At 54.9% G+C, this 16010-nt stretch carries 12 protein-coding genes and 2 tRNA genes; 8 read left to right on the top strand and 6 right to left on the bottom strand.

Features of this window, described 5'->3' with window-relative positions; genetic code table 11:
• Window positions 1-237: 237 nt before the first annotated feature.
• The 4 genes from ACFQPC_RS06165 (at window position 238) to ACFQPC_RS06150 (ending at window position 2782) form a co-directional block, all read left to right on the top strand.
• On the top strand, window positions 238-510 hold the full coding sequence (locus tag ACFQPC_RS06165) for an HU family DNA-binding protein (RefSeq protein WP_012079389.1): 273 nt from the start codon (window positions 238-240) through the stop codon (window positions 508-510).
• 85 nt (window positions 511-595) lie between these two features.
• Window positions 596-671: transfer RNA gene (locus tag ACFQPC_RS06160), tRNA-Val, on the top strand.
• A gap of 36 nt (window positions 672-707) precedes the next feature.
• A tRNA-Asp gene (locus ACFQPC_RS06155) sits at window positions 708-784 on the top strand.
• An 81-nt stretch (window positions 785-865) separates the two neighbouring features.
• Window positions 866-2782 (top strand): SurA N-terminal domain-containing protein, encoded by a 1917-nt coding sequence (locus ACFQPC_RS06150; RefSeq protein WP_382270843.1) that lies wholly within the window; start codon window positions 866-868, stop codon window positions 2780-2782.
• Window positions 2783-2832: 50 nt separating this feature from the next.
• Here ACFQPC_RS06150 and mnmH read toward each other — a convergent pair whose 3' ends face one another.
• A complete protein-coding gene (gene mnmH / locus ACFQPC_RS06145; RefSeq protein ID WP_382270842.1) occupies window positions 2833-3921 on the bottom strand; it encodes a tRNA 2-selenouridine(34) synthase MnmH in 1089 nt (362 codons plus the stop codon).
• A gap of 3 nt (window positions 3922-3924) precedes the next feature.
• Complete coding sequence (locus ACFQPC_RS06140) at window positions 3925-4494, bottom strand: arylesterase (protein ID WP_382270840.1); 570 nt, start codon at window positions 4492-4494, stop codon at window positions 3925-3927.
• Window positions 4495-4582: 88 nt separating this feature from the next.
• Here ACFQPC_RS06140 and ACFQPC_RS06135 point away from each other — a divergent pair, with 88 nt between their 5' ends.
• A complete protein-coding gene (locus tag ACFQPC_RS06135; RefSeq protein WP_382270839.1) occupies window positions 4583-5272 on the top strand; it encodes an ABC transporter ATP-binding protein in 690 nt (229 codons plus the stop codon).
• On the opposite strand, the gene ACFQPC_RS06130 is transcribed toward ACFQPC_RS06135, so the two are convergent.
• From ACFQPC_RS06130 to ACFQPC_RS06120, 3 genes are all read right to left on the bottom strand, one after another.
• Complete coding sequence (locus tag ACFQPC_RS06130; protein WP_382270838.1) at window positions 5263-6777, bottom strand: NAD(P)H-hydrate dehydratase; 1515 nt, start codon at window positions 6775-6777, stop codon at window positions 5263-5265. The two genes, ACFQPC_RS06135 and ACFQPC_RS06130, sit on opposite strands and share 10 nt — an antisense overlap.
• Before the next feature lie 76 nt (window positions 6778-6853).
• Window positions 6854-8098, bottom strand: coding sequence for a D-amino acid dehydrogenase (locus ACFQPC_RS06125; RefSeq protein WP_382270836.1), 1245 nt, complete (start codon window positions 8096-8098; stop codon window positions 6854-6856).
• Window positions 8099-8386: 288 nt separating this feature from the next.
• Window positions 8387-8536 (bottom strand): lmo0937 family membrane protein, encoded by a 150-nt coding sequence (locus ACFQPC_RS06120; protein ID WP_382270834.1) that lies wholly within the window; start codon window positions 8534-8536, stop codon window positions 8387-8389.
• 333 nt (window positions 8537-8869) lie between these two features.
• Between ACFQPC_RS06120 and ACFQPC_RS06115 the strand changes: the two genes are divergently transcribed.
• From ACFQPC_RS06115 to purL, 3 genes are all read left to right on the top strand, one after another.
• Window positions 8870-9988 (top strand): AI-2E family transporter, encoded by a 1119-nt coding sequence (locus tag ACFQPC_RS06115; protein ID WP_382270833.1) that lies wholly within the window; start codon window positions 8870-8872, stop codon window positions 9986-9988.
• A gap of 134 nt (window positions 9989-10122) precedes the next feature.
• On the top strand, window positions 10123-10536 hold the full coding sequence (locus tag ACFQPC_RS06110) for a DoxX family protein (RefSeq protein ID WP_382270831.1): 414 nt from the start codon (window positions 10123-10125) through the stop codon (window positions 10534-10536).
• A gap of 200 nt (window positions 10537-10736) precedes the next feature.
• Complete coding sequence (gene purL, locus ACFQPC_RS06105; protein WP_382270829.1) at window positions 10737-14741, top strand: phosphoribosylformylglycinamidine synthase; 4005 nt, start codon at window positions 10737-10739, stop codon at window positions 14739-14741.
• A gap of 447 nt (window positions 14742-15188) precedes the next feature.
• On the opposite strand, the gene ACFQPC_RS06100 is transcribed toward purL, so the two are convergent.
• Entirely contained in the window at window positions 15189-15968 is a 780-nt protein-coding gene (locus ACFQPC_RS06100) for a peptidylprolyl isomerase (protein WP_382270828.1), read from the bottom strand.
• Window positions 15969-16010 lie beyond the last annotated feature (42 nt).

The raw sequence follows: 16010 nt of genomic DNA, 5'->3' as shown, positions 1-16010 counted from the left end.
CTTCGGAGCGCTTTTTTTTCGTACTATCGTTAGAAAAAATATTCTCGGAAGTGCGAAGGATGAATCTTAAACATAAAAAATGTTAATTTTCAGAGGAGAAAATCCTGCAAAGCGCTTGACACAAGGCTTTGCGGCTTGTTTAATACTTGCTGCAGATTTTTCTGCGTCCGCATCATCGTTTTAGCAATACTGCGTAAAGCACGAGATGCGGCATTCAACCTTTGTGAGGGGACGTAAGTGAATAAAACCGAATTGATTGACCACATTGCTGGTTCCGCCGATATTTCCAAAGCTGCCGCAGCACGCGCGCTTGATTCAGTGATCGGTGCAGTCAAAACCACATTGAAGAAAAATGGTTCCGTAACCCTGGTTGGTTTCGGTACATTTTCCGTAGGAAAACGTGCAGCACGCACCGGCAGAAACCCACGTACTGGCGAAGCGATCAAAATCAAAGCAGCTAAAGTGCCTAAATTTAAACCAGGCAAAGCATTGAAAGACGCAGTTAACTAGTAGCAAATTGGTTCAACATGCTGTAAAATATTTTCTTTTGCGGCGTGGTGACAACGCTGTATGTTTGGCTGGTTAAGCAAGATTAGGGTGCTTAGCTCAGTTGGTAGAGCGGCGCCCTTACAAGGCGTAGGTCGGCGGTTCGACCCCGTCAGCACCCACCATCAGTCAAACTCGCAAAATAATCATCAAGTAGTTTAGGAGTGGTAGTTCAGCTGGTTAGAATACCGGCCTGTCACGCCGGGGGTCGCGGGTTCGAGTCCCGTCCACTCCGCCAAAAAAATAAAAGGCGAACGAGAGTTCGCCTTTTTTCATATATGCGACGTATTGATCGCGTTTTGCCTGTGATTGGTTAGCCATGTTTGATTTTATCCGCACACACCAACGTCTGATGCAGTTCCTGCTGCTCTTGGTTATCTTCCCGTCGTTCGCATTGTTCGGCCTGGAGAGCTACACCAGCATGGGCGATTCGTCGACCACCGTGGCCAAGGTTGACGGCCAGGCGATTACGCAACCGGAATGGGATGCGGCCCAGCGCGAACAGATGGAGCGTTTCCGTCAAATGTTCGGCGGCCAGTTCGATCCGAAAATGTTCGATACCCCGGAAGCCAAGCAAGACGTGCTGGACGGCCTGATCGCACAACGCGTACTGGCGGCAGAAGCCAAGCGCAACAAATTATCGGTTTCAGACCAGACCCTGCAACAAACCATTATGGGCATCGCCGGACTGACAACTGCGGACGGCAAGTTTGATGTAGAGCGTTACAAATCATTGCTGGCGGCACAAGGTATGACGCCGGCCATGTACGAAGCCAGCCTGCGCCAGGACCTGATCGTGCAGCAAGTCAATGCCGCGATCCAGTCGACCGCTTTCGCACCGGATTCGCTGGCGCAACGTTTGTCCGAACTGGGTGAACAAGAGCGCGAAGTGCAGTACCTGACATTCAAGGCCGCAGACTACGCATCGCAAGTCAAGGTAACGGACGACATGCTCAAGGCTTACTACGACAAGAGCAATGAATTCTCGGTGCCGGAACAAGTGAAGGCAGAGTACGTTGTGTTGACAGCTGATGCACTGGCGTCACAGATCAATGTCAGCGATGCCGATATCAAATCGTATTACGAACAGAATGCGAAACAATATGGCGTTGACGAACAACGTCGTGCCAGCCACATCCTGATCGCGGCCAACAAAGATGCACCGGCAGCTGAAAAAGCAGCAGCCAAGGCGAAAGCGGAGAAACTGCTGGAAACCCTGCGCAAATCACCACAGGATTTCGCCAAGCTGGCCAAGGAAAATTCGAATGACCCGGGTTCCGCAGAGCGCGGCGGTGACCTCGACTTCTTCAGCAAGGGCATGATGGTCAAGCCGTTTGAAGACGCTGCATTCAAACTGAAGCAAGGTGAATTGAGCGACCTGGTTGAATCGGATTACGGTTTCCACATCATCAAGGTAACCGCCATCAAACCGGCAACCCTGAAGCCATTGGAACAAGTCAAAGGCGATATCGCGAATGACATCCGCAAACAACTGGTGACCAAGAAGTATGCGGAAACCGCCGATGTGTTCAGCAACACCGTCTATGAACAATCGGATAGCCTGAAGTCGGTTGCGGACAAGCTGAAGCTGAAAATCGAAACAGTCAACAATCTGTCGCGCCAGCCGAATCCGGCGGTAGCAGCCACTGCGCCTTTCAACAGCCCGAAATTCCTGAGCGCCTTGTTCTCGGAAGATTCGCTGAAGAACAAGCGTAATACGGAAGCTGTCGAAGTCGCGCCGAACACCCTGATCGCAGGCCGTGTCGTCGATTACAAACCGGCCAGCAAGCGTCCTTTCGACGAAGTCAAAGCGCAGGTTCGTGATCGCGTGATCCAGACTGAAGCGCTGGTACTGGCGAAAAAAGCCGGCGAAGAAAAACTGGCAGCATTGAAGGCGAAAGATGATGCGAGTGGTTTCTCCGCGACCCAGACCGTTTCACGCGCGAAGAGCCAGGGCGTGAATCCTGCCTTGTTCCTTGCAGTGATGAAGGCTGATACCAGCAAGCTGCCGTCGTATGTCGGCGTTGAAGTGCCGGGCCAGGGCTATGGCGTATTGCGTATCACACGCGTGGTACAGCCAAGCAATGTCGATAAGGCCAAACGCCAGGCGGAACAACAGCAAATTACTGCGGCATTGGCGCAGGAAGAGATGCAGGCTTACCTCGATGTCCTGAAAGAAAAAGCCAAGGTAAAAATCCTCAAGCCGGCAGTTGCCAAGGCTGATGGTGCTGAATAAGCATTGAGTGAAACTGAAGCTACAAAAAAGCCGCTGAAAAGCGGCTTTTTTTATTGCTCCATCGACGTCTGCTTCTTTGCCAAAGCGATGATCTGTTCCGCTGCCGTATGGAAGGCCTGCCCGGACAGATCCTGCAACTGAATAACTGCCGCGTCCCTGACCTTGCTGAAGTTGCGTTCTATCGAACGTCCATAAGCCGGGTCGTAATGATCTTTCAGCAATTCCCCGACCAGTTGTTCCATCTTGCCCTCGGACGCCAGCGTATGCCAGTGCGTGATTTTTTCCCGGCCATGCAGTTGCAACAGGCAGCTTAGCTGGGTGTTCAGCAAGGCAGGATCGTTCAGGAAGTGGCTGTAATCCTGCATCAATAGTTTGATGCGGTTTTCATGTGTCAGCTCCAGCGAGATGCAGGCCGATTTGCGCATGCTGGCAATCAGGGCATCCGGTACGCGCAAATCGCCGACCTTTTTGCTTTCAGATTCGATATAGACAATTTTTTGCGGGTCGAACTGTCGCAGCACTTGCCAGATGTCGCTTTCAAATTTCTTTTGCGATGGTTGTGCTTCGGTCGGCAAATTGCCGAGTACAGAGCCGCGGTGTGCGGCCAGTTGTTCCAGGTCGAGCACTTGCGCACCTGTCGCAGCCAGTGTTTGCAACAGACGGCTTTTGCCGCTGCCGGTAGGGCCGCAAATGACATTGAAGGTGAAGCGCGCCGGCAACTCTGCCAGGTCTGCATTCACATGGCGGCGATACTCTTTGTAGCCGCCATCCAGTTGTACCGCCGGCCAGCCTACGCGTGCCAGTATCAGCGCCATCGCGCCGCTGCGGTTGCCGCCGCGCCAGCAATAAATCAGTGGCTTCCAGTCCTGTGGTTTGTCGATGAACTGTGTTTCTATATGTCGTGCGATATTGTGTGCGATAAGTGCCGCGCCTACTTTCTTCGCTTCAAACGCGCTGGTTTGCCGATACAGCGTGCCGACACGATGACGTTCTTCATCGTCCAGTACCGGGCAATTGATTGCGCCGGGAATATGGTCGAGCGCAAATTCAGACGGGCTGCGTGCATCAATGATGGCATCGAACTGTTCCAGTGTCGGCAAGAGGTCGGCAAAGCGGAGCAGGGCGGGATACTTCTTCATGTTTTATTTTGTCAGCAATGGCTTGAGTTGCGGCCAGATATTATTGAGTATGACCGGATGCGCTTCTGCGGACGGATGAATACGGTCGGCCTGGAACAGATTGGCTTTGTCGGCGACGTCTTTCAGCATGAATGGCACCAGTGCGGATTTGGTCTCTTTCGCTATTTTCGGGAATAACTCGGCGAATTGACGCGTGTAATCGGTGCCGTAGTTGGGTGGAATTTGCATGCCGACCAGTAATACCCTGGCTTTCGCCTTCTTGGAGGCGGCTACCATGGAGCGCAGGTTTTGCTGGGTTGCGATCAGCGACAAACCGCGCAAGGCATCATTGGCGCCGAGTTCTATCACGACTACCGCCGGCTGGTGTTTGTCCAATAGGGCCTGCAGTCGTGTCGCGCCGCCGCTGGTGGTTTCACCGCTGATACTGGCATTGATGATAGTGGCGTTGATTTTTTCTGCTTCCAGTTTCTTTTGTAAAAGACTGACCCAGCCCTCGCCACGCGCCAGCCCGTATTCGGCTGACAGGCTGTCGCCGAGCACGACTATGGTTTTTGATGCAGAATAAGCGTTCATTGTGAACGCCGCGAGCATGAGCAATGCCGCTGTCCTCAGTACTCTCTTTGCTATTTCCACCTGATACGAAAACTTGAAATTAATCGGCATGCCTGAATCCTCTACTTTGTATCCTGCAATTGAAGCAATCAATCTGACTAAACGCGTGGCGGATGCGACCGGCGAGCTGACCATCCTGCAAGCGGTTGATTTTACCGTGCAAGCGGGCGACACGCTTGCCATCATCGGCGCTTCGGGTTCCGGCAAGTCTACCTTGCTGGGCTTGCTGGCGGGACTGGATACGCCATCCGATGGCACGGTCAAGCTGGATGGCACTGATATCTTTGCGCTGGATGAAGATGGCCGCGCCGGTTTGCGCAAGTCCAAGCTTGGTTTCGTGTTCCAGTCCTTCCAGTTGCTCGGACATTTGAATGCGCTGGAAAACGTGATGTTGCCGCTGGAATTGCGCGGCGACGGCAAGGCGAAGGAAAAAGCCGAAGCCATGCTGGCTCGCGTGGGGCTGAGTACCCGCCTGAAGCATTATCCGAAATACCTGTCGGGTGGCGAGCAGCAGCGGGTAGCGCTGGCACGCGCTTTCGTCAGTGAGCCGCCATTGCTGTTTGCCGATGAACCGACCGGCAGCCTGGATGCGGCTACCGGCGCGGCAGTGATACAACTGATGTTTGAATTGAATCGTGAACGTGGTTCAACCCTGGTATTGGTGACGCATGATCCGTCGATTGCGGCGCTGTGCAAACGCACGATCACGATATCGGCCGGACGCCTGGTTCAGGCCTGAACACTGACCAGCTGATTCAGTACCGAACGGATTTCCGGAATCAATTCACCTGCGGTCAGGCCGATCGGACCGATCCCGCGCCTGACCAGTTCATCTGCCGCCAATCCATGCAAATACACTGCCGCAAGCGCTGCTTCCCATTCCGGACAGCCTTGCGCCAGCAGTGCACCTGACAAACCTGCCAGCACATCACCGGAGCCCGCCGTCGCCAAAGCCGGATTGCCGGTGGTATTGAGCACCACAGTGCCATCCGGCGCTGCAATCACGGTACCCGAACCTTTCAGGATAGTCGTCGCGCGGAACGTGCCGGCCAGTGCGCGCGCCGCTGCAATCCGGTTGCCCTGGATTTGCTGTGTAGTCGTTGCCAACAGGCGGGCCGCTTCCAGCGGATGCGGTGTAATGATGGTGGCGGCGCTGCGTGCCAGCATTTTTTCCTGCAATGCCGGCTCATTGCCGATCAGGTTCAGGGCATCGGCATCAATCACCAAGGGCGTATTCGCGCTCATCGCTTTGCCTAACAGATCGCGTGCCAGGCGTGAGGTCCCGAGGCCGGGGCCGGCGACGGTGGTGGTCGTGCTGTAATCGATATTGCTGGCGAGGCGACTCATCAATTCCGCCTGCATACTGTCGTACAACAATGAATCAGCGAGACAGGCGATGAAGACCCGGCCCGCACCGCATTTGGCGGCAGCGCGCGCTGCGAGTACGGCGGCACCGACCATGCCATGCGAGCCACCGAGTACGCTGACATCCCCATAGCTGCCTTTATGCGTGTTGTGGCGACGCGGACGCAGGCATTTGGCAAACAGCTCGGGGCGGTTCAATTGCATATGTGAAAGGGGAAAGCCTTCCTCTGCTATTTCCAGCGTGGCGAGTTTGACGATGCCGGCATGATCGCGGCCTTCGCAGGTGTACAGCCCGGCCTTGTTTGCGATGAAGGTAATGGTATGCGTCGCCCGTATCGCAATGCCTTCGGTATCGCCGACGATGGCACCGGTGTCGGCATTCAAGCCGCTAGGGACATCGAGTGCCAGTACCGGGCATGTCAGTTCATTGACGGCTGCCACCAGCTCGCCCAGCGGACCGGTGATGGCGCGGCTGAGGCCGATGCCGAATAAGCCATCGATCACCAGTGCCCAATCGGTATTGCCGATCGCAGCAATACTGTCGGTGATGAAATTGGCTTTACTTGCCTTGGCTCGTTTCAATGCCTGTTGTGCATCTGCCGGCAAGCCTTCGCTGCCGAAGGGCATGATGATGCTGACCTTGAGGCCAGCGTTCATGAGCTGGCTGGCCGCTTCCAGTGCGTCACCGCCATTGTTGCCCGGGCCGGCCAGCACCAGTACGCGCCTTTCCTTGTCGCTGCTTTGCAGCAGTTCATAGGCGAGTTCACCGGCGGCGGTGCCGGCGCGTTGCATCAGGGCGTAAGAAGGGGAGTTTGCGAGTGCTGCCTGTTCTATCTCGCGTATTTCGGCAACGGTGTAGAGCGCGTGGGTATTGGTCATAGTGGCGGGCAATCAAATGCAGGTGGGCGCAGGGCGCTGATGCATTTGATTTTAGACCAATTACCCGTGTATCAAATCAGGAATAGCGCGATGGCGTCAAACCGTCGAGGTCAATATCCGGTGTGCGGCCAGAAATCACATCGGCCAATACCTTGCCCGAACCTGCTGCCATTGCCCAGCCGGTACTGCCATGGCCGATGTTGAGGTAGACATTGCGGACGCGGCAGGCACCCAGCAGCGGTGCGCCATCCGGCAAGGCAAGGCTGCTGCCGGACCAGAAGGCGGCGGTGTTGTAGTTGCAGGCATCAGGGAACCAGTCGTAGCCGACCTTGAGCAAGGTGTTGAGTGCCGTCTGGCGTAATTCCGTGTTGTTCGATCCGAGCTCAGCAGTGCCGGCCACGCGGATACGTTTGCCCATGCGCGTAATCGCGATCTTGTAAGCTTCATCGACCACGGCCGCGACCGGTGCCGATTCGAAATTGCGGATGGTCGCAGTGGCACAATAACTTTTGACGGCGCGCAGCGGCAGATGCAAGCCCAGCGGCGTCAGCAGTTTAGCGCTGTCGGCACCGCCGGCCACCACTACGCATTCGGCGGAAAAGCTGTGGTCGTCGATTTGCAGATGGACACCGCGCTTCGACTCTTCGATGGATTTGACTTCGCTGCCAAAATGGAATTCGACGCCCATCGCCTGGGCCTGGGCACGGATCTGGCGTGTGAATAACGGACAGTTGCCGGCTTCGTCTTCCGGTAAATACAGTGCACCGGCCAAAGGGGTATTCGGATTGAGGGCGGAATCTATTGCGTGCGCCTGCGCTGCATCCAGCACCTTGTGCGGGATATTGTGTTCGCTCAGGTAATCGAAAGAGGTTTTTGCCAGTTGCAGGTCGCGCTCGGTGCGGAACAGTTGCAGGTAACCCGGTGTTTGTTCGTAATCAAGCTGGTGTCGTTCGCGCAGCAGTTGCATGATGTCACGGCTGTAAAAGCCGATGCGCTGCATGCGTTCACGATTGATGCGGTAGCGTTCGATATCCGCTTCCTTCATCCAGCGCCGCATCCAGCCCAGCATGGACGGCCGCCACGGCTGGTTCAGCAGGACCGGCGCTTCGGATTTCAGCAGATGGGACAGGAAGGCGCGCGGCACGCCGGGCGCGGCCCAAGGTGCAATGCTGCCGGCGGCGAGGATACCGGAGTCGCCGTAGCTGGCTTCTTCGGCCACATTGTTGTGTCGTTCGATGACGACCACTTCATGTCCTGCTTCGGCCAAAAAATAGGCGGTACTTACCCCAATGACACCTGCACCGATAACCGCTACTTGCATTACTTCTATCCTTCCCAGAATTAGCCCGTCATGTTACCAAGCGGATACATGGCTGTGCCAGCAGTAGTCATGCAAATTTTTGAAAATTAGCGAAAAACCGTGGCAAAGCGGTGTATATGGCACTTTGTGCGGCGGGCGAAGGTAGATTTTTCTGTTTTTACAGGCATCCATGATTAGCCATCTCATATGTCAAGAAGGCGTCATCGCATAAAAAAACCGTACCAAGCGGTACGGTTTTTTGTTGCGGCTAGGACTTGATGACCTGCCGCATGGATTTCAGCTGGGTCGTCAGAACGGTTTTCGCCCGCTGATAACGCGCAACAGGATGAGCACGATGGCAATCACCAACAGGATATGGATGAAGCCGCCAATGGTGTAGGAACTGACCAAGCCAACCAGCCAAAGGATGACGAGTACAACTGCGATGGTATAGAGCATAAGGTCTCCTTGTTAATTCGATCGATAGATGCGTATGCGTGGAGTCGCATGCCGCACAGGGCTATTCACCTTCGATTGCAGTGTGCGCCGGATATAAAATGTTGTCCGTACGTTATCGTACATAAGAGCAATTTGTTGTTTGCAGTTGTATGCACGGCTGAAATCAACATGCTTTCTTGTAATGCATATGGGACAATCTTTACCCCATCCCCGTTCTGCGATGGGCATGCTTGCGATGTTTGCATGTGTTGCTCGCAGGATTTATTTCCAGGTATCCATATGACTGATAAAAATACAGAAGCGGCTGGGTCAAAGCCGACCCGGAGTCAGGTCATGATGCCGCAAGAGCATGTGGCGACGGCCGGCGTCATTCATTTGCCGGTCAATGCACGCGGTGTTGCCCTGACGATCATCGCGACGGTGGCATTCGTGTTTGCACTGTCGGTCGCGCAAGCCTTCTTCATTCCCTTGCTGTTCGGTATTTTCATCGCCTATACCTTGAATCCGCTGGTGGTGTGGCTGGAGCGCATCCGCATTCCGCGCTGGCTTGGTACTTCGGTCGTCATCCTGGCGATAGTCTGCAGTGCTGCGTTCACGGTGAATAATCTGCGCGACGAATTCAATTCCATCCTGGTCAGCTTGCCGACGGCGACGCAAAAACTCGCACGTGCGGTAAAGAGCCTGCAAAGAGGACAGGGCAGCACCATCCAGCAAATGCAGGCGGCCGCCACCGAAATTGAAAAAGCGACCAATCAGGCGGCAGGTGGCCGGCCCGTCGTGAAGAGCCCGGTTGAACAATCTGTCTTTAATTTCAGCCAATGGTTATGGGCCGGTTCGGTCAGCGTGGTGGGCTTCCTCGGGCAAGCCACGATGGTGATGTTCCTGGTCTTCTTTTTCCTGCAGTCGGGCGATATGTTCCGGCGCAAACTGGTCAAGATCAGCGGGCATTCGCTGCATACACGCAAGATCACGGTACAAATCTTGGATGCGATCAATACTTCGATCCAGAACTATATGTTCATGCTGCTGGTGACGAACGTCCTGTTCGGCTTGCTGATGTGGGGAGCGCTGAGCTGGATAGGGCTGGAAAATGCAGGCGCCTGGGCGCTGGCGGCCGGCGTCCTGCACATCATTCCCTACTTTGGGCCCTTGCTGATCATGGCCGCAACAGGTGTCACCGCTTTCATGCAGTTCGGCACCTTTTCCTCGGTGCTGGCAGTCGGCAGCGCGACCTTGCTGATTGCGACCGTGGTCGGTACTTTTGTCACGACATGGATGACCGGGCGTATCGCCAAGATGAATGCGGTGGCGGTCTTTGTCTCATTGCTGTTCTGGGCCTGGCTGTGGGGTATTTGCGGGATGCTGCTGGGGATACCCATCATCGTCATCATCAAGGTGATTTCCGAGCATGTCGACGGTTTGCAGGTTGTAGCGGAATTGCTGGGCGAATAGGTTAAGCCGACGCAAAAAATCACATTTCTTGCGCGCCAAGAGTATTATGTCTCTGGCAATATGGCTTTGTATTGGTAGCGGCCCGGCCAGGCCGGATAAGGCTGGCGGCGTCGAATCATCAACCTCAAACAAGGATGGGCGATATGCAAAATACTGACGATCTTGGCAAATTGATTTTGCGCGTAGTGTTGGGAGTGTTGATCCTGCTGCACGGTATCTCAAAAATCATTGCGGGACCGGCCTTTATCATTAGTGCTACGACCAGCGCGGGATTGCCGGCGGCAGTGGCTTACCTGGTATATCTGGGTGAGGTGATTGCCCCGATCCTGCTGATAGTCGGTATCTGGTCGCGACTGGCGGCACTGATTATTGCCGGGAATATGGTGTTTGCGATTGCCCTCGTGCATACCAAGCAGTTGCTGACTTTGTCCGATACCGGTGGCTGGGCGCTGGAATTGCAGGGTATGTTCCTGGTCGCGGCACTGGCGCTGGTCTTGCTGGGAGCGGGGCGTTTCAGCGTAGGCGGGCGTGGCGGCAAGTGGAATTGACAGGTCGGCAAGACAGGGTTGACGGCAGCTGACACAGGGGGCGCATGAAAATGCGTCCCTTTTTGTATTGTGGGCATTGCTGTTTCAACAGTGAAAACGGCAGTAAAGGTGGCTGGTCGCGGTATAATCACGGTTTCTGATCCAACTCGCGGAACGGCGGTCGAATTTATCCGTTTTTTCGCATCAACTACCTTTTCGCCATGCTGATTTTGCCAGGTTCCAACGCCCTGTCTGCTTTTCGTACCGAACGTCTTTTAACCCAACTGCAACAAGTCGACCATGCGATCGTCGGTGTCACCGGCCGTTTCCTGCATTTTGTCGACTCGGCTGCGCCACTCGCGGATGTCGACGTCCGACGCCTGGATGCGCTACTGACGTATGGCGAGCCGTTCAGTGGCAAGCTGGAAGGCGACGAATTTGTCGTGATTCCACGCTTTGGCACGATTTCCCCATGGGCCAGCAAGGCGACCGATATCGCACACAATTGCGGCATGGCGGGTATCCGTCGCATCGAGCGCGGCATCGTCTATGTGGTGCACGTGAAATCAGGTTTGCTCGGCGGTGCGCGTCATCTGTCTGAGGAAAACACCGTAGCGGTCCAGGCGCTGCTGCACGATCGCATGACAGAAATGGTATTGCGCAGCGCCGATGAAGCGGCAGGTCTGTTCGGTGAGCTGGAAGCCAAACCGCTGGCTTTCATCGATTTGCTGCAAGGTGGTAAAGCTGCGCTGGTGAATGCCAATACCGAACTCGGACTGGCTTTGTCCGACGATGAAATCGATTACCTGCTGGCGGCGTTCACGACTGCCAAGCGTAATCCGACCGACGTTGAATTGATGATGTTTGCGCAAGCTAACAGCGAACATTGCCGCCACAAAATCTTTAACGCTGACTGGACCATAGACGGCGTCAAACAGGATAAATCGCTGTTTGCGATGATTAAGAATACGCACCAACTGGCGCCGCGCGGCACCGTGGTGGCGTATAGCGATAACTCGTCGGTCATCGAAGGTGCGACGGTCACGCGTTTCTATCCACGCGGCGCAGCTGCCGGCAATGTGTATGAAGCGTCGGAAGAATTGACGCACATCCTGATGAAAGTGGAAACACATAACCATCCGACCGCGATTTCGCCATTCCCGGGCGCATCGACCGGTGCCGGTGGTGAAATCCGCGACGAAGGTGCAACCGGTCGTGGTGCCAAGCCGAAAGCCGGCCTGAGCGGCTTTACCGTTTCCAACCTGATGTTGCCGGATGGCGTACAGGCATGGGAAAACAGCCATGATGTAACCAAGCCGGTGAGCGGTACTGCGCCGGTGTATGGCAAGCCGGACCGCATTGCTTCACCGTTGGAAATCATGGTCGATGGTCCTATCGGCGCGGCAGCTTTCAACAATGAATTCGGTCGTCCTAACCTCGGTGGTTACTTCCGTACCTACGAACAAAACATTGCAGGCTCGGTCAACGGCTATCACAAGCCGATCATGATCGCCGGCGGTATCGGCAGCATCTCCGCCAAGCACACCAAGAAACATGATTTGCCGGTTGGCAGCCTGCTGATCCAGCTCGGTGGTCCGGGCATGCGTATCGGCATGGGCGGCAGCGCCGCATCGTCGATGGCCACCGGTACCAATACCGCGGACCTGGATTTTGATTCGGTACAACGCGGCAATCCGGAAATGGAACGTCGTGCGCAGGAAGTCATCAATGCCTGCTGGGCGATGCAGGACGCCAATCCCATCCTTTCCATCCATGACGTGGGTGCAGGCGGCTTGTCGAATGCTTTCCCGGAAATCACCAACGATGCCAAACGTGGCGCGATCTTTGATTTGCGCAAAGTGCCGCTGGAAGAGAGCGGTATGGCACCGAAGGAAATCTGGAGCAATGAATCGCAGGAACGTTACGTACTGGCGATTGCACCTGAAAGCCTGCCGCAATTTACCTATCTGTGTGAACGTGAACGTTGTTTGTTTGCAGTCGTCGGTACCGCGACTGAAGAGCGCCAGTTGAAAGTCATCGATCCGGAACATGGCAATGATCCGGTCGATATGCCGATGGACGTTTTGCTGGGCAAACCCCCAAAAATGCATCGCGATGTGACGCATGTGCAGCAAGACTTGCCGGCGATAGATGTGACCGGTATCGATTTGCTGGAAGCTTCGGTACGCGTATTGCGCTTGCCAACGGTTGCTGACAAATCTTTCCTGATCACTATCGGTGATCGTACTGTAGGCGGCACCACCGTGCGCGACCAGATGGTTGGTCCGTGGCAGGTACCGGTGGCTGATTGCGCAGTCACCACGATGAGCTTTGAAGGCTATCTGGGTGAAGCAATGGCGATGGGTGAGCGTACCCCGCTGGCCGTCATCAATGCCGCTGCATCCGGTCGTATGGCCGTCGGTGAAGCGCTGACCAATATTGCCGCAGCGCCTATCGCAGATATCTCCGACATCAAACTGTCCGCCAACTGGATGGCCGCCTGCGGCCAGCCGGGCCAGGACGCAGCTCTGTTCGATACCGTTAAAGCAGTCGGTATGGAACTGTGCCCGGCACTCGGCATCAGCATCCCGGTCGGCAAGGATTCGCTATCCATGCGTACGACATGGAAGGATGAAGGCGCAGACAAGGCTGTGGTATCGCCGGTTTCACTGATCGTCTCCGCCTTCTCGCCGGTGTATGACGTCCGTAAATCGTTGACGCCGCAATTGCGTACCGATGCCGGCGACACCGTACTGATCGTGATCGACCTCGGTCGTGGCAAGAACCGTATGGGCGCATCGGCATTTGCGCAAGTCATGCAGCAAATCGGCAATGAAACGCCGGACGTGGATAGCGCCGAAGACCTGAAAGGTTTCTTCAATGCGATCCAGCGCCTGAACAAGGAAGACAAACTGCTGGCTTACCATGATCGTTCCGATGGTGGCTTGTTCACTACCTTGTGTGAAATGGCATTTGCCGGTCACAGCGGTCTGTCGGTCAACCTCGATATCCTGACGCTGGAAGGCGAGCATGCCAGCGATGGCGGCGATGCGAAGAACTGGACGACCCAGGTTGCAGAACGTCGTAACGACCTGACCCTGCGCGCCTTGTTCAATGAAGAACTGGGTGCGGTGATCCAGGTCCGTGCCGAGCAAAAATCGGAAGTGATGAATGTACTGCGTGAATACAATCTGGGCGCATGCAGCCACATCATCGGCAAACCGAACGATAACGATATGGTTGAGTTTACGCGCGACGCCAAGGCGATCTATAGCCAGTCGCGCATCGACCTGCATCGCTTCTGGAGCGAAACCAGCTGGCGCATTGCCCGCTTGCGCGACAATCCGGATTGCGCCGATGCCGAATACGACCGCATCCTCGACAAGCTGGATCCGGGTATTACACCGAAGCTGACTTTCGATCCGCAGGAAGATATCGCGGCACCTTTCATCGCCACCGGTGCACGTCCGCATGTCGCCATCCTGCGTGAGCAGGGCGTCAACTCGCATATCGAAACCGCATATGTGATGCACAAGTCCGGCTTTACCGCGGTCGACGTCCACATGAGTGATTTGATCAGCGGTCGTGCGCACCTGAGCGATTTCAAGGGCGTGATTGCCGTTGGTGGTTTCTCTTACGGTGACGTATTGGGCGCCGGTGAAGGCTGGGCCAAGACTATCCTGTTCAACAACCAGCTGGCCGAGCAGTTTGCGACCTTCTTCAGCCGCCAGGACACCTTTGCACTGGGTATCTGTAACGGCTGCCAGATGATGAGTAACCTGAAGTCCATCATCCCGGGTGCGCAGGCATGGCCGAAATTCACCCGTAACAAGGCTGAACAATTCCAGGCGCGTTTCACCATGGTTGAAGTGGCGGATTCTCCATCCATCTTCTTTAATGACATGGCGGGTACGCAAACTGCGATTGCGGTGGCGCACGGTGAAGGCTTTGCTGATTTCTCGCTGACCGGCGATATCAATGAAGCGCTGGTAGCGATGCGCTTTATCAATAACAAAGGTCGTGCGACTGAATGCTATCCATACAATCCTAACGGTTCGCCACAAGGTATCACGTCAGTGACGACGCCTGATGGCCGCTTCACGGTCATGATGCCGCATGCTGAGCGTGTGTTCCGCAGCGTGCAGCAGAGCTGGCATCCTGAGTCCTGGGGTGAGGACTCGCCCTGGATGCGGATGTTCCGGAATGCGCGGAAGTGGGTGGGTTGATAGGGATGTAGCTTTGGGTTTGCACTTCGCTGCAAGCATTTTGAAAATGCCACCTTTAAGCGGTGGCATTTTTATTGCCGGTTTGTTTTCTTTTCTAGCTTGATGATATTGAATTTTCTTCGATCAGACTTTGGTTGCCGGGGGCGGCCCGGCAGCCGCTCACTTTCTTTGTCTCGCCAAAGAAAGTAAGCAAAGAAAGGCGACCGCGAAGCCGCAGCCCCTACGGGGTTCCCGTCTGTGCAAGACAAAAAATGGGAAGGGGACGAAACTCGCTTCGCTCAGACAACATCCCCTTCTTTTTCCATTTTCTGTCCCGCACAAACGGCAGCGTCAAAGCGGATAACAACCACAGCCTCTTAGTTTCATTTTACGAGCGCACTTGCGTGCATCGGCAACAAGCAATAAAAAAGCCCGCATAAGCGGGCTTTTTCTTAAGCTATGCAAAGATTACTGGATCTTCGCTTTGCTACGCAGTTGTTGCTGGAACGCCTGCAGTTTTTTCTGTTGCAGCGATTCCGCGATTTGCGGTTTCACTTCTTCCAGGGTAGGGATCTTCGCGGTACGTACGTCGTCCAGTTTGATGACGTGGTAACCGAATTGTGTTTTCACCGGTGTTTCCGACAGTTCGCCTTTTTTCAGGGCTACCATCGCATCGGAGAATGGCTTCACGAACGAAGCTGGGGATGCCCAGTCGAGGTCGCCGCCGTTTGCTGCCGAACCAGGATCTTTGGAAGATGCTTTGGCCAGGTCTTCAAATTTCGCGCCGGCTTTCAGCTTGGCGATGATGGCTTTGGCTTCGTCTTCTTTTTCAACCAGGATATGGCGAGCGTGGTATTCCTTGTCGCTGGCTTGTGCCTTGAAGCGGTCGTATTCAGCCTTGATGTCAGCATCTTTGACCGGATTTTTCTTCAGGTAGTCAGCAACCAGGGCACGGATCAGGATGGATTGGCGTGCGATTTCAATCTGGTTTTTTACGTCAGCTTGTGCACCCAGGCCCAGCTTGTCTGCTTCCTGGATCAGGATTTCACGGTTGATCAGTTCATCTTTGACCATCGCGCGCAGTTCTGGCGTGTCTTGCTGACCTTGGGAGGTCATTTGCTTGATCATGACATCAGCGCGGGAAGATGGAATGGGCTTGCCATTCACTACGGCCAGGTTTTGTGCCATCGCAGGCAATGATGCGGATACGATTAAGGCGGCCAGCAAATGAGCAGGTTTTAAGGTCATATTTATTCCTAATGGAAGTTATTTTATTTGAGAGTGACAGCT

The organism is Herminiimonas glaciei, from assembly GCF_042664955.1.
GTDB lineage: Bacteria > Pseudomonadota > Gammaproteobacteria > Burkholderiales > Burkholderiaceae_D > Oxalicibacterium > Oxalicibacterium glaciei.
The sequence above is the reverse complement of the archived record's forward strand: the minus strand, read 5'-3'. Positions and strand labels throughout refer to the sequence as shown.

Bases quoted from the DNA above. Each gene is read 5' to 3' on its own strand.
- ACFQPC_RS06150 (WP_382270843.1), top strand. From the start codon at position 866: ATGTTTGATTTTATCCGCACACACCAACGTCTGATGCAGTTCCTGCTG.
- mnmH (WP_382270842.1), bottom strand. From the start codon at position 3,921: ATGAAGAAGTATCCCGCCCTGCTCCGCTTTGCCGACCTCTTGCCGACA.
- ACFQPC_RS06140 (WP_382270840.1), bottom strand. From the start codon at position 4,494: ATGAACGCTTATTCTGCATCAAAAACCATAGTCGTGCTCGGCGACAGC.
- ACFQPC_RS06135 (WP_382270839.1), top strand. From the start codon at position 4,583: ATGCCTGAATCCTCTACTTTGTATCCTGCAATTGAAGCAATCAATCTG.
- ACFQPC_RS06130 (WP_382270838.1), bottom strand. From the start codon at position 6,777: ATGACCAATACCCACGCGCTCTACACCGTTGCCGAAATACGCGAGATA.
- ACFQPC_RS06125 (WP_382270836.1), bottom strand. From the start codon at position 8,098: ATGCAAGTAGCGGTTATCGGTGCAGGTGTCATTGGGGTAAGTACCGCC.
- ACFQPC_RS06120 (WP_382270834.1), bottom strand. From the start codon at position 8,536: ATGCTCTATACCATCGCAGTTGTACTCGTCATCCTTTGGCTGGTTGGC.
- ACFQPC_RS06115 (WP_382270833.1), top strand. From the start codon at position 8,870: ATGATGCCGCAAGAGCATGTGGCGACGGCCGGCGTCATTCATTTGCCG.
- ACFQPC_RS06110 (WP_382270831.1), top strand. From the start codon at position 10,123: ATGGGCGATATGCAAAATACTGACGATCTTGGCAAATTGATTTTGCGC.
- purL (WP_382270829.1), top strand. From the start codon at position 10,737: ATGCTGATTTTGCCAGGTTCCAACGCCCTGTCTGCTTTTCGTACCGAA.
- ACFQPC_RS06100 (WP_382270828.1), bottom strand. From the start codon at position 15,968: ATGACCTTAAAACCTGCTCATTTGCTGGCCGCCTTAATCGTATCCGCA.